At 33.1% G+C, this 13,003-nt stretch carries 14 protein-coding genes and 1 pseudogene; 10 read left to right on the plus strand and 5 right to left on the minus strand.

What is annotated here, in order from left to right; genetic code table 11:
* The first annotated feature begins 28 nt into the window (after positions 1 to 28).
* On the plus strand, positions 29 to 3,235 hold the full coding sequence (locus LS73_RS00085) for a cytochrome c biogenesis protein (protein WP_034559574.1): 3,207 nt from the start codon (positions 29 to 31) through the stop codon (positions 3,233 to 3,235).
* A 300-nt stretch (positions 3,236 to 3,535) separates the two neighbouring features.
* Here the strand turns inward: LS73_RS00085 and dapF are convergent, their stop codons facing one another.
* Positions 3,536 to 4,324: a diaminopimelate epimerase gene (dapF, locus tag LS73_RS00090; RefSeq protein ID WP_104692193.1), complete on the minus strand. Its 789-nt coding sequence runs from the start codon at positions 4,322 to 4,324 to the stop codon at positions 3,536 to 3,538.
* Between the two features lie 108 nt (positions 4,325 to 4,432).
* Here dapF and LS73_RS00095 point away from each other — a divergent pair, with 108 nt between their 5' ends.
* Both LS73_RS00095 and LS73_RS00100 read left to right on the plus strand, forming a co-directional pair.
* On the plus strand, positions 4,433 to 6,466 hold the full coding sequence (locus LS73_RS00095; RefSeq protein ID WP_052090010.1) for a DNA polymerase III subunit gamma/tau: 2,034 nt from the start codon (positions 4,433 to 4,435) through the stop codon (positions 6,464 to 6,466).
* On the plus strand, positions 6,466 to 7,173 hold the full coding sequence (locus tag LS73_RS00100; protein ID WP_052090008.1) for a hypothetical protein: 708 nt from the start codon (positions 6,466 to 6,468) through the stop codon (positions 7,171 to 7,173). The genes LS73_RS00095 and LS73_RS00100 overlap by 1 nt, the downstream gene beginning before the upstream one ends.
* Before the next feature lie 1,146 nt (positions 7,174 to 8,319).
* On the opposite strand, the gene LS73_RS00105 is transcribed toward LS73_RS00100, so the two are convergent.
* The gene (locus LS73_RS00105) at positions 8,320 to 8,562 is read right to left on the minus strand and encodes a S24 family peptidase (RefSeq protein ID WP_034559797.1); all 243 of its coding nucleotides are present in this window, start codon (positions 8,560 to 8,562) and stop codon (positions 8,320 to 8,322) included.
* Positions 8,563 to 8,586: 24 nt separating this feature from the next.
* Positions 8,587 to 8,796, minus strand: a complete 210-nt coding sequence (locus LS73_RS00110) for a hypothetical protein (RefSeq protein ID WP_034559795.1) — start codon at positions 8,794 to 8,796, stop codon at positions 8,587 to 8,589.
* A gap of 442 nt (positions 8,797 to 9,238) precedes the next feature.
* Here LS73_RS00110 and LS73_RS00115 point away from each other — a divergent pair, with 442 nt between their 5' ends.
* From LS73_RS00115 to LS73_RS00140, 7 genes are all read left to right on the plus strand, one after another.
* A complete protein-coding gene (locus tag LS73_RS00115) occupies positions 9,239 to 9,469 on the plus strand; it encodes a hypothetical protein (RefSeq protein ID WP_034559793.1) in 231 nt (76 codons plus the stop codon).
* Positions 9,470 to 9,903: 434 nt separating this feature from the next.
* Entirely contained in the window at positions 9,904 to 10,278 is a 375-nt protein-coding gene (locus LS73_RS00120) for a BRO-N domain-containing protein (RefSeq protein WP_104717593.1), read from the plus strand.
* Positions 10,268 to 10,498, plus strand: a complete 231-nt coding sequence (locus LS73_RS00125; RefSeq protein WP_034559829.1) for a helix-turn-helix domain-containing protein — start codon at positions 10,268 to 10,270, stop codon at positions 10,496 to 10,498. The genes LS73_RS00120 and LS73_RS00125 overlap by 11 nt, the downstream gene beginning before the upstream one ends.
* 161 nt (positions 10,499 to 10,659) lie before the next feature.
* On the plus strand, positions 10,660 to 10,848 hold the full coding sequence (locus tag LS73_RS00130) for a hypothetical protein (RefSeq protein WP_034559831.1): 189 nt from the start codon (positions 10,660 to 10,662) through the stop codon (positions 10,846 to 10,848).
* A gap of 106 nt (positions 10,849 to 10,954) precedes the next feature.
* Positions 10,955 to 11,086, plus strand: coding sequence for a BRO-N domain-containing protein (locus tag LS73_RS10390; RefSeq protein ID WP_267891695.1), 132 nt, complete (start codon positions 10,955 to 10,957; stop codon positions 11,084 to 11,086).
* Between the two features lie 47 nt (positions 11,087 to 11,133).
* On the plus strand, positions 11,134 to 11,616 hold the full coding sequence (locus LS73_RS00135; protein ID WP_052089925.1) for a BRO family protein: 483 nt from the start codon (positions 11,134 to 11,136) through the stop codon (positions 11,614 to 11,616).
* Positions 11,613 to 11,834, plus strand: a complete 222-nt coding sequence (locus tag LS73_RS00140; RefSeq protein WP_034559271.1) for a hypothetical protein — start codon at positions 11,613 to 11,615, stop codon at positions 11,832 to 11,834. Before LS73_RS00135 ends, LS73_RS00140 begins: the two co-directional genes overlap by 4 nt.
* A 45-nt stretch (positions 11,835 to 11,879) precedes the next feature.
* On the opposite strand, the pseudogene LS73_RS00145 reads toward LS73_RS00140, so the two are convergent.
* Positions 11,880 to 12,035: pseudogene (locus tag LS73_RS00145) on the minus strand (DNA adenine methylase); the annotation flags it as partial.
* A 168-nt stretch (positions 12,036 to 12,203) separates the two neighbouring features.
* Positions 12,204 to 12,986 carry a hypothetical protein gene (locus tag LS73_RS00150; RefSeq protein ID WP_034559273.1) on the minus strand — a complete coding sequence of 261 codons (783 nt, stop codon included), beginning with the start codon at positions 12,984 to 12,986 and terminating at the stop codon, positions 12,204 to 12,206.
* Positions 12,987 to 13,003: the final 17 nt, after the last annotated feature.

Below are 13,003 nucleotides of genomic sequence, written 5' to 3' on the forward strand. Positions count from 1 at the left end.
TTTGGAGGGGAATATTGAAGGGAAATATATGTTAAAAATAAAGACTCTTCTTAAAAGTCTTTTTGCCTCTTTGCCTCTTAGTATATTTCTTATGGCTTTGTATGCAGCCTGCATTGGTTGGGCTACTTTTGTAGAGAGAGATTATGGCACATTGGTAGCAAATGATGTGATATATCATTCATGGTGGTTTGAGACACTTAATGCTTGGTTGTTAATTAATATACTAGGTTGTTTAAGACAGAGTATAAAACTTGGCGTGAAGATAAGCATGGCTATATTTCACTTCTCTTTTGTTGTTATCATTATTGGAGCTGGCATAACTCGTTTCTATGGTTTTGAGGGGAATCTAGTTCTAAAAAATGGAGAGACTAGCTCATTTATTCGTTCTGCAGATAGTTTTTTGAATGTGCTAGTAAGTAATGAAATTGGAGAAAATTCTAGCCCTCGTGATATAGATCCTCTTGCAAGTTTTAAGGAGGGATTTGAGATCAATCTTAGTCCATATGTTAGATATTCTTCATTTACACTAAAAAAAGAAGTATTTGATAAGTTTTTGCAAATTAAATCCATAGATATTATTAATTATTCTTTGCAATCTCTTTATGCTGATGCTTCCAAGGGTGAACCAAGTGAGCAAGATATAGCAGAGGCTAAAAAACAAAATCATTACATTGCGGCTTTTGAGGTTGAGTATGATGGAGTAAAAAAAACTATACAAGTCTCAAATAGGGGTGAAATTTCTATAGAGAAATTTGGCAACCGCTACATCACTCTTTCATGGGGACCTAAGTCTATGCTTCTGCCTTTTAGCATTACATTGCAGAAATTTGAAGTTATTAATTATCCTGGCTCCCAAATGCCTTCAAGTTATGCTTCCTATGTAGAGGTAAATGACAATGAAAGCGGGGATGTCTTTGAGTATAAGATATTTATGAACAATGTCTTAGATTTTAAGGGCTATCGCTTTTTTCAGTCTAGTTATACTACTAATGATTCTGAAGATGGCGTAATTTATACCGGAACAGTGTTATCAGTTAATAATGATCCTGGCAGGATTCTTACATATATTGGCTATACACTTTTAATCATTGGAGCAATTTGGCTTTTGTTCGATAAGGATTCTAGATTTAGACAGCTAGGCGATTTTGTTCAGCGTCAAAAGATTCTTTCTTTGTTTGTTGGCATTGTGATTATTTCATTTATTGAGCCCTCTATTGCAAGTCAAGCTAATGCACATCATTCCAGATTAAATACATTAGATATATCAAATAAGATAGACGCAAATGCTAAGTCAAAAAATCAAGTTCAAGCTTTTATGCGGTATTTTGATGAGTTAGCAAATAAACAACAAGAATTAGAGCCTTTGTTAGAAGATTCTAGCCTAGAGGCCATAAAAGCTAGATTAGAATCCCTAAGAAACATTCCAAAAGACTACTTGCAATCTTTTAGCCAATTACAGATACAAGGCATGGACGGACATATTAAGATAATGGATACGTATAGCCATGAGGTTATGCGTAAAATTGTAGAATCATCTACATTTCGAGGTCTAAAGCATAATCAATTTTTACTAGGGCTTTTAGCATTACCATATGATATGGCAAAGTTACGTTTTATACGAGTAAAAAATAAGCAGATTTTAAAGATGTTAGGAGTTAATCAAGATGCTTTTGTTTCATTTAATGATTTATTTGTAGCAGATTCTTTGAATGACATTTATGAATACGCAATGTTTCCCACTCAAGAGTCATTAGATAAATTCAAGCAGGGCTACAAGCTCTATCACTTCGTGATTACTGCAATCAAAAAGCCCGAATCAGAACGTAATGAATTTGATAAGCAGATTCTAAAACTCCATGATAAGATGGACTATCTTATGCCTTTTTCTATTTGGAATTACATGAGGATATTCCCAAATCCAAATAATATAAACTTAGATTTAAATCGAACTAGCCAAGTTGGCAATTTGAATATGGAGACTAAACAAGGCGAGGATAAAAGCAATAATGACATAATAGGCACAAGTGTTGTGCCACATGAGGAAATATCCCCAGATTTATTCCACGAGCTTCATACTTGGCACTCTTTAGGGAATCCATTTTTGCTAAAAGACCCATTGCTAATTTATTTCTATAATAGCCTTGTAATAGCCTTGCAGCAGGGCATATTGCAAAATGATTGGAGTAGATTACCGCAAGCTTTGAATGCTATACACGATTATCAAGAGCGAACTGCTGGAGTCTTATATTTAGATTCTATGCATGTTAAGTCTGAATTACTACTAAACTCCATAGACATTTTCCCTATTTCGCAGTATTTTTACTTGATTTTGGGCATGATTCTGTTTTTCATTGCGCTTATTGCTATTATAATTAATAAGAAGATTCCGCAGTGGTTAGGACGTAGCATATATATTATATTGATGCTAGTTTTTATATCGCATACTATAGGACTTTTGCTGCGTTGGTATGTTGGTGGTCATGCCCCTTGGAGCAATGCTTATGAATCCATGTTATATATTGCTTGGGCTAGCGCGTTATCAGGCATTGTTATATTACGTAAATCATATTTTGCACTTTGTGGATCTAGCTTTTTGGCAGGAATGGCACTAACTGTTGCACATTGGGGGTTTATGGATCCTCAAATTGGTAATTTGCAGCCTGTTCTACAATCTTATTGGCTTAATATTCATGTAGCTATTATTGTAGCTAGTTATGGATTCTTAGGGTTATCGCTCATGCTAGGAGCGGTAAATATGATTCTATTTATCTTTAGAAACCCCAATCGACCACAAATTGATAGCTCCATCCTTTCCATTAGCGCAATTAATGAAATGAGCATGATTATAGGCGTGCTTATGCTAAGTGTTGGAACATTTCTAGGAGGAGTTTGGGCTAATGAATCTTGGGGACGATATTGGAGTTGGGATTCTAAGGAGACTTGGTCTCTTGTTTCCATTGGTGTATATGCCTGTGTGCTTCATATTAGATTGCTCAAGATAGTGCATATCGTTTATATATTTAATGCGTTATCAGTATTGGCATTTTATAGCATTATCATGACATATTTTGGTGTGAATTATTATCTTGCCACGGGTCTTCATTCCTATGCTAGAGGAGATGCAGCAAATGAAATAAGTATTAGGATTATTATTTGTGTTGGAATTACTCTTCTTATTGTATTGTTAGCTTTTTTAAAGAGGAAGCTACCACAGACTAAGGATTTGTATGGTTAGTATAACCTTATGTTTTACTATGCCTTATCAAATGCTAAGCAAGAAAACTATTGCTTCTTATATGGGAGATGAATTATTATTTTGTTAAAAATATACTAAAATTCTAATAATTCCTTTGTGTTAGGAATTATCCTACCTAAGATTCTAAACAAAAGCCTTATTAGTTAGCTAAGATAACTTAACTTTAATTTGCTGCTCTCACAACTTTTAAGTTAGGGGGGGGGGGGTAATTCATGCAAAGTTTTTAGACTTGATAAATTGTATTTATATTATGTATATGTAAATCTATTTTGCATATACCTATATAACACAATGGCATATTTTTCTTGCTATACCGCTACAATATATTTCATTATTTATATGGTTAACCTTTAATGCTTCTTTGCTAGGTGGGACTAAGATTCCTTCTTTAGAAAAATCTCCAATACAAATATATACAGCACTAGCTCCAGTTCCACAAGCCTGCGTAACACCTTCTACACCACGCTCGTAAGTAGCGTAATAAGTCATTTTAGAATCTTTAAATGCAATGCTTACATTGGCATTATATTTGTGGCGAAGTTTCGATAAGAATTGAGTATCTGCCACTAAGCTGTAATACTCTTTCATAGATGATACTAGGCATACTAGATGTGGAATTGTTATATCAATTAATTCAAACTCATAGATGTTATTTTTTCTATATTCTACAAAATTGCCTTTTATGGTATATTTACCAATTTTGCTTTGAATATATGCCTCTTTATCACTTATAATTTCTTTAATCTCTGTTGAGATGATTCCAGCTTTACTAAGAAAATTATGCTTATTTGGAGCTAAGTTATTGTGATTAGCATATAGGCTTACTGCTCGGCTAGCATTTCCGCACATATCAGACACGCTACCATCTGCGTTGTAGAATTCCCATTTATATGATGCATCAATGTCTTTTTCCTCTATAGATAGCGGCAATAGCACAACTAAACCATCAGCTCCTATGCCATTAAATCTATTGCAAAGTTTAACTGCCATGTCATTTCTATTTGCTGGTAAAAAGCTATGAAATATTAGAAAATCATTTCCACTTGCACAATATTTACTAATTAGCATTTTGTTTCCTGTTAATTTTTCAGTTTTATATTATTATTATATTATTAGTTGTTTTAACATAAGCATTTTTATTCTATAATCTAGCTATTTTTACATTATGAGTGCTATATGGTTACCAATGATGACATGCCACCATGGGATATAAATCAAGATTCTAAGAATCCAATTGATATAAATATGCCTTTTGTTGCCCCAAAGAGCATATTTGATATAGAATTTATCCCATCTAAGCAAGCTACAAAAATTCCAGATAAAATATATAATCCACAGCAAAACCAATCCGCTGTTAATGTAGAAACAAAATCCCAGCCCCTGGATAATACTTTAAACTCAAAGCCCATAGTTCAAAATCAAGCCTTAGCCATCAAATACAGACCAAAGCTATTTTCTGAATTAATAGGTCAAGAGAGTGTTACTAAGACCCTTTGCCTAGCCCTTGATACGGGCAGAATCTCACATGCATATCTATTTAGCGGACTGCGTGGTAGTGGCAAAACCTCTTCGGCTAGAATCTTTGCACGATGCTTGCAGTGTCAAGTGGGCATAAGCTCCAATCCGTGCGGGAGCTGCGCTAGCTGTGTTGCTGCTCTAAATGGGAATAGCCTTGATATTATAGAGTTAGATGGGGCTAGCAATAGAAAGATAGATGATATTCGAGAGCTTATTGAGCAGACTAAATATAAACCTAGTATTGCTAGATTTAAGGTATTTATTATTGATGAGGTGCATATGCTAACTAGAGAGGCATTTAACTCATTATTAAAGACATTGGAAGAGCCTCCTAGTTATGTGAAGTTTATTCTAGCTACCACAGATCCGCTAAAAATTCCATCAACTATCCTTAGTCGCACACAGCATTTTAGATTTAAGAAGATCTCTAATGTCGCGCTTAAGAATCATCTAAGCAAAATACTTGACAAAGAAGGAATAAGTTATGATAATGCTAGCATTGATATAGTTGTTCGTAATGGACATGGGAGCGTTCGAGATACTCTTACTTTGCTTGATCAGGCTATTATTTTTTGCGAAGGAAACTTAAGCACAGATAAGGTAGCAAATATGCTAGGCTCTCTTGATCTGGCTAGCTTTGATTCTTTATTTCAAGCTTTGTTACAAAAAGATAGGCTAGAGTGTTTAAGATTTGTTGATTTGCTTGATAGCTATGATGTAGAAATGGTATTAGATTCTCTTAGTTTGTATATCAAAGATAAGCTTATGCAAGATTTGATTATGCCAGTCATGGCTATGCGCTATGCAAATATTATTGCAGATTCTAAGGCATTGTTGCAAATTGATTGTGATGAAGAATTTTGCTTGCTTCTTACTGTGCTAAAAATGCTTGAAGCCCAAAAGATTCATGATATAGAATCAAGCATAGCTGCGCTGGAATCCAATCGAGCCTTTCAACAAGAGCTTACATCTATCTCACAGCTTGGTGATGCTAAAACGCAGCCAGCGCATGTATTAGAAGATGCAAGGAACAATTTACAATCTGATTCTAAGCTTAATCCAAATGCATTAGAAACAAAATCACAAGCAAGTAGTTTAGATAATATCACCGTAATGCAAGATGAATTAAGCAACACAAATACATTAAATAATCAATCTCAAGAGATTAATACTAATTTAGATATTAACACATTAAACGAACAAGAGCCATCATTAGAGCAGAAGCAAAAATATTCTCAAATGCTGCAAGCAATTAGTCAAAGGGACTTTGACACAGGTGAAATCTTTGAGAATCACATTACATTTGATAAAGTAGATTCTTCATTTATTTATTTGAGTGCATATACCAATGAAGAGCAAAATCTAATATTGCGACAATCATATAAGGGAATCCTAGATATAGCGCGCCAAGTCTTTGGGCTTCACATTTCTATTAAGGTTGATAAAAAGCCTCCAAGCTCATATCAAGTTCCACTAAAAACGCAGGTTATTACCAAGGTTGATAATAGTACTAATGCAAGTATAGAATCTATACATAATCAAACACCAAAGCAAGCGTTAAATCTTAAGCAAAATACTATACGTCTAGGCGAAGAAACGATAAAGGATTTTGTAAAAGATAATCAAAAAATATTAGATACAATAAAGAGCGAGTTAGGTATAAACAATGTAAAGTTGGTGGATTATAAATAATGCGCTTAACCTATTACCTTATGTTTATGATGTTTATATCAACTTGCTTGGCTAGAGATGAGCTATATAATACCAAGCAGGAATTAGAGCAAGACATCCAAATCCAACAAAATTCACAAAATCAAATTGACTTTATTAGAAGAGAATATAAGGGTAATCCAGCTGCAAGTGACTTAATATATTACAAGCAAAATAAAGCTCAAGAAGAAATACAAAAAGATACCTTGCTAAATATAGAGCCAAGTAGAGAGCCAGAAATAGAGCAGGTTGCCTCTAGTATGCTATATGAATTTACTGTGTTGTATACATTTAAGATTGTCAATGATGTTCCATATGGGGAGAGTTATAAAATATCTGTGCCTTTAGTATCTAAGGCAAACAATAAGCATATAGCAAAAACTTGCGAAATATCAACAAAGGAGACATATTATTCTCTAATGTTATATCCTTATTATACTCCTTCGCAAAGCCAAGCAAGTATAAAGAAGCAAACACAATATAAACTATATGACTTCTTGCAAGAATACAAAAGTGATGTGATTGTATGCCTAATGCAACATAGTACTCTAATTGATGATGTGAATCTAAACATAAACTTACAATCCAATACTAAGACGCTTGCTAGCGTTAAGGCACATTTATTTGTAAGTTTTAATGGCGGTATTTTAACGCTTAATATCCTTGAGATAAAAGATAAAGATAATTGAGACGTAATGTTCATGGTTAGATTTAGCTGTTACAATGATATTGAAGCTTAATTTAAGTCAAGTAAAATTGTTTAAGCTCATTTTACTTTGCTATTTAAGCCTTGAGATAGAAATAGATATGTGTATATAATTACACAACAATTTTCTAATTAGCCAAGAATATCCTCATTGCGCAATTCTCTATATGTGCATTAAAGCGTTTGCAATCTAATCATTTTGTTTTCAAATGTATTGTTGAAGTTTAGAATCAAACTTGTCATGTTTGGGCATAGCCTGCTTGTCATGCTTGAATGAAGCGAAACATCTTTAAGGATTAGCTGAGAGATATTTCAGACATTCGCCTTCAATATGACAATGCAAATGTTTTACTTTTTCGCGCATGACAAGGATAAATTTTGTCATTTCTTAAACGAAGTAAAGAATCTCTATTAATTAAATGTTTTTCTTCGCTCGCATGTCGCGTGAATGATTTGGGACTACTAACATACGTGACAAGTTTTAGAATCTGCTTTTAACCTATCATCAAGTCAAATTTAGAATTTAGATTCTATGAGTTCTTTAACAAAAGAATGGCAGAAATTATTTATAAATCAACTATTTTTTGTATTTTTATTTTTATATATTATTAAAGTATTTGTATAAGTTGGGGAGTGAATAGAGGGGCATGGGAATTGTGCCCCTCTATGTGCCTGAAAAATCCTTGAAAATCCATTTGTGTATTTTTATAATTTTTATGTTAAAAGCTTTTGTATTTATATTTGTGTGCTTGGATTTAAGACTTATGGTTTGCTTTGTTTCTTTGAGTGGGCAACATAGAGATTTGGCAGCATAAAATTCTCTTGTGCTTTGTGTCAATATATTGCTCTTGGTGCTTTAGATTGTGTTGTATTAAAATAGATGTTTTGCTTTGCTCAACATAACAATAGGGTAAAAATCTTTAGAATGACAAAAGACTTCTGTAGATCTGCAAATGAAATTAAAGTCATTTCTCGTTTAAAATCAAAGTGGGCGTTAAACTGCTATTGCCCACTTTGATTTTATTTGATGAAAATACTCTCATTGTTGTTTTATATAAACACTTACTTTAGCTATATATCTTGATTAACTTTTATCAATTTTAAATGTATCTCATTAGTCGTAACGCAATTACAACGCATTAATGATGCCTCTAACTCTCCCAACCACGATAATATCATCTAGTGCATATTGCATTGGTGCATAAGCTTCATTTACACTTACAAGCATGAGGTTAGAATCTGCTGTGATTTTAGAGTTTGTGTGGTAGCATTGCTTTACAAACACATCATCCTTTGTGTTTATCGCATATATTTTTCCATTTTTTATATCTTTTGCGCTAGTGTCGATAAAACAAAGGCTTTCTTCGCTCATCGCTATTGTCGTATAAAACTAGCATTATTTTTTATACTTACTTAAAATCTCTAGTAGCTCATCTAAGGCTAAACCTTTTTCATAATAATATAAAAAAGGTTCTACCCATACAGGAGTTTCATCCTTTTGCTTCCAATTCATCATGGTTTGATAAGGCATCCCGATAATTTCACTAAAATCTTTTTTTGAGATTTTTAATGCTTCCAATCTTTTCTCAAAGTCTGTATTATTCATTTGTGTCCCAAATATATTAATATGATTATAATCATAGATTAAATTAACTAAAATAATTATAAAACATTTGACAAAATAATTAAAATAATATATAATTATCCTATAAATTAATTATTTTAGTTAATTTATAAATCAACGAAAGGGGGCACAAGATGAAAAGAATAGATTTGATAATCGCCATTTTAAATCTAATCATTGCTTTGTTAGCTTTCTTTGGATAGCAAAGCAATGGAGGGGTAGCAAGGGGCTTAAAGCTTAAGCTTTAGCCTTGCGCCCTGCTTTTTATCTGTGTGCTTTATTATATCCTAGTTTAGGAGGTTGTTTATGGAGATATTGGCTTCAATCGGTGGTTTATGCTCTGCGGTAGTGCTTTTGGTGTTAGTATTGCCAGTGCATAAACTAGAAAAAAGAACGAGAGATTTAGAATCTAAAAAGGATTGATATGACAGCACAAGAGCTAAAAGATTTTTGTAAAGAGCAAGGGCTTACTTACAGAGAGCTAGGCGAATTAATCGGAATGACAGAGGGCGGCATACAAAATGCAATCAAAAAAGATAATGTAAGCGAGCAGACATCTAAGAGTATCGAACTTTTAAGAGAAGTGCAAAGATTAAAAGAACAGTTAGCAGACTACGAAAATCTTAAACAAAGTCTTAGAAAGGCTATACTTTAAATATTGTCAATATTGGTTAAAAACTATATTTTTATATAAAAAATATTGATTTTTAATCTAGTTAAATTTGACTTAATAGGATTTTTAAGCTAAAATTATAATATCAAAAGAGGTTAAAAACCTTTCTTGAAATTTAAAAGAAAGGAGAGACACAATGAGAGAAAAACTAATAACTGCAGTATTAGTTTTAAAGATTATTTACTTGCTCGTAAAAATCTATGTAACTCTTAACACATAATGGTTACGCCTCGCCCAAGACATACTAAAGGGGCGGGGTTCTCATTTGTCTTTTATATTTTAGCATAAAGGATTGAAAATGGAAATATTTGGTGATATTTTGGAAATTGCAGAAGTGCTTATCATTGTAGGACTTATTTATCAAGTTGATAAATTGCAAAAAAGAGTAAAAGATTTAGAATCTAAAAAGGATTGATATGCAACTACAAGTATTTAATCATAAAGATTTAGGACAAGTTAGAGTTATAGGCAGTAATGATAATCCTTTATTTTGTCTTAGGGATATTTGCGAAGTTTTGGAGCATACCAACCCATCAAGGCTAATAGAAGCCATAAATACAGAGCTTGGAGGTGGGCTAACTCTAAGTTACCCCATAATCGACACGCTAGGTAGGATACAACAAGCAACCTTTATAACAGAGCCACAACTCTACTTTGTGCTAATGCGAAGTGATAAACCAAAAGCAAAGCCTTTTAGGCAATGGGTAGTAAGCGAAGTCCTGCCTAGATTGAGAAAGAAAGGCTATTATCTAAATCCAAAAGATATACGAAAGGGAAAATATGGTAGATAAACATGAGAATCTAATCAAAAAGACTTGTAAAGAATTGGGATTGACATATAGAGAATTAGGCGAGAAGATTGGGTATAGTGAGAGTGCTATTAATAACGCCTCAAGGCAAGAGAGTATAAGTGAGCCGCTTACAAGGGCAATAGAGCTTTATTTAGAAAATATAAAACTCAAAGAACAATTACAAGACTTCTACACACTTAAAGCAATTCTTACTAAATAACACTTTTAAAGTATTATTTTCTCTACAAAAAACATAAATAATATATTAAAATACTTATTTTTAAACTTTTAATGTGTTATAATTACATTATCAAACATAAATAATATGTTTGCTTGTTCTTTGAAAGTGGATTGTTTAAAATTAGTTTGCCATAATTGATTATGTATGATTTAACAAAAAATATAGGCTTAGGTTTATTTGTAAATGGAACATTTGCCTTGCTTAATGGTGATTTTGGTATTATGACTATAATTATTTCATTGGGCAGTGTATGTGTTATGTATATGTCAATAAAGCTAGATGAAAGGAGCAAAAATGGGACAAGTAATACTAACAATAGTAACAATTAGCTTATGTGCTTTTTTAGCTTATAAACTTTACTTTGAAAAAGGTAGGCAAAACTAAATATTAACAATCCCTTTTAAAGAACTAAATTGCTTTTAAAAGGAGATTAATATGCAACTACAAATATTTAATCATAAAGATTTAGGGAGGATTAGAGTTATAGGCAGTAATGATAATCCTTTATTTTGTCTTAGGGATATTTGCGAAGTTTTAGGGTTAGAATCTGTTAATAAGGTTGCGTAAAGCGAATAAAAGCGGAGTTTGAGGGAGGGGAATTAGATTCTGCTCCTTTGCAAACTAAAGGCGGAACACAACAAGCAACCTTTATAACAGAGCCACAACTCTACTTTGTATTAATGCGAAGTGATAAACCAAAAGCAAAGCCTTTTAGGCAATGGGTAGTAAGCGAAGTCCTGCCTAGATTGAGAAAGAAAGGCTATTATCTAAATCCCAATATAGAATCTACAATCACAGAGTTAAAATATTCCAATTCTCATAAAGATTGCTTAAAAAGAGAGAATGAAAACTTAAAAGATGAAGTAATCGCCTTGCAAAGAAAGCTTTTAAGTCTCTATGATAGAAATATATCTAAAGAGCAAGAAGCAAAAGTAGTATCAAAGCACTATGGACAAAGGCTAAGTAATAATGAAAAGGCTCAAATACGAGCATTAAGAAGTGAAGGTAAGAGTATAAGACAAATACAACACATACTACAAAGAAGCGAAAGCGCAGTGCTAAAAGTGATAAAAAATGATAAAAGAGGTGTGCTATGAGTGAAGCAGCACCAATAAAAACACATATAGATGCAATCGATGCTTTAAATAATATTAATTATGACATAACTGCTTTAGCGCATATTGCTATGTTTATGGGCATTGGCTCAAAAGAGCTTCAAGTAGAGGAGCAAGAGCTATGTCTACTTAGCGATACATTGCAAAATATTGTAAAGAAAGTGCAAGATGTAGAGAAGTATTTGGAATCACAAGGTTAAGTTTTAGATGATTCTAAGATGTTTTAGCATGTCTTCTATGCTTGGTTTTGCATACAAAACTGATAATGCTCCACCAAATACCTCTACATAGAGTCTATGCGGGGGCATGAGCTCTACAATATCTTTTGCTAGTCTGCTTTTCCCCCCAACCCAAGAAAATGGGGCTTTTAGTGTTGTAGGTTTATAAAAACCTGTTTCCATAATGTCTCCTTATAAAACATAAAAAATTAAATTCTCTTTTTTAAAAAGAGTTAAAATATTTTGTTTTAAAGGCAGAATTATGCGTTAAAACTCTATTTAAACAATGTTTAAATTCTCTTTCTATCTTGTTTAAATAGATTCAGTTCATTAATCTAGTCAAATCAACTGCTAGCCCACATAATATCCCTCCAATAAATGCACTCTTCTAACTTCATTCGTATTTCCACCATAAACTGAAGTATTGTTATAAACAAATCCTCCTACCATATTTCTACGTCTGCTGCTACCTCCTAGAGGTTCTGAGGTAGGAGTCCAGTGTCCATAGCTATGACTATGGGCTAAAAGCTGTTGTTCTCCAAAGCTTCCCACAAGGCTCTTAACGCTTACTCCCTTTGTGTAGAGATTGCCTTGTGGTAGCCTAAAGTATCCTTTTGGCGTGCCAACTTGTGCCTCTTTGCTTGTTTGTAAGCTATAAAACCATGCTAGCGGGTAATCTCTTATTTTTAATAAAGAATTAGGAGCTTTATAGCCTTTTGGCAGACTACTCCGAAAAAATAGCTTATATTCAAGCATTTTATCTTGCTCTATTAGTTCTTTTTCTTGTGTATCACGAATCTCTCTTAGCAATAACAAGATAAACTGCGCTATGTTTTGCCAGCTATCAGACTTAATGCCTGCTATTGCTTTTAGCTCTTTTGCTCTTTTATCTGCGGCATGTTCAATGGATGCTATACTCTCTTTTGTAGTAGCTTTTAAATCTTCTTTTGCCGTTTCCACAGCAGATTGTATATTGTCATGGACGACATTTCCTACTTCATCAACATCAAGCCCAAAGGCATTTAGCTCATCTGCAAACTTTGGCAAACTCTCCAAAAAAGCATCAGCCCTAATGTCAAAGTTTATGCTATCTTGTGTTGTTGGTGGCTGTGGCAGTGGTGTAATTTTAGTCATAATATTCTCCTTTTTAA

Origin of the sequence: Helicobacter muridarum (assembly GCF_000765805.2) — a bacterium.
In the GTDB taxonomy this organism is placed as follows: Bacteria; Campylobacterota; Campylobacteria; order Campylobacterales; family Helicobacteraceae; genus Helicobacter_A; species Helicobacter_A muridarum.

Bases quoted from the DNA above. Each gene is read 5' to 3' on its own strand.
- LS73_RS00085 (WP_034559574.1), top strand. From the start codon at position 29: ATGTTAAAAATAAAGACTCTTCTTAAAAGTCTTTTTGCCTCTTTGCCT.
- dapF (WP_104692193.1), bottom strand. From the start codon at position 4,324: ATGCTAATTAGTAAATATTGTGCAAGTGGAAATGATTTTCTAATATTT.
- LS73_RS00095 (WP_052090010.1), top strand. From the start codon at position 4,433: ATGGTTACCAATGATGACATGCCACCATGGGATATAAATCAAGATTCT.
- LS73_RS00100 (WP_052090008.1), top strand. From the start codon at position 6,466: ATGCGCTTAACCTATTACCTTATGTTTATGATGTTTATATCAACTTGC.
- LS73_RS00105 (WP_034559797.1), bottom strand. From the start codon at position 8,562: ATGAGCGAAGAAAGCCTTTGTTTTATCGACACTAGCGCAAAAGATATA.
- LS73_RS00110 (WP_034559795.1), bottom strand. From the start codon at position 8,796: ATGAATAATACAGACTTTGAGAAAAGATTGGAAGCATTAAAAATCTCA.
- LS73_RS00115 (WP_034559793.1), top strand. From the start codon at position 9,239: ATGACAGCACAAGAGCTAAAAGATTTTTGTAAAGAGCAAGGGCTTACT.
- LS73_RS00120 (WP_104717593.1), top strand. From the start codon at position 9,904: ATGCAACTACAAGTATTTAATCATAAAGATTTAGGACAAGTTAGAGTT.
- LS73_RS00125 (WP_034559829.1), top strand. From the start codon at position 10,268: ATGGTAGATAAACATGAGAATCTAATCAAAAAGACTTGTAAAGAATTG.
- LS73_RS00130 (WP_034559831.1), top strand. From the start codon at position 10,660: ATGTATGATTTAACAAAAAATATAGGCTTAGGTTTATTTGTAAATGGA.
- LS73_RS10390 (WP_267891695.1), top strand. From the start codon at position 10,955: ATGCAACTACAAATATTTAATCATAAAGATTTAGGGAGGATTAGAGTT.
- LS73_RS00140 (WP_034559271.1), top strand. From the start codon at position 11,613: ATGAGTGAAGCAGCACCAATAAAAACACATATAGATGCAATCGATGCT.
- LS73_RS00150 (WP_034559273.1), bottom strand. From the start codon at position 12,986: ATGACTAAAATTACACCACTGCCACAGCCACCAACAACACAAGATAGC.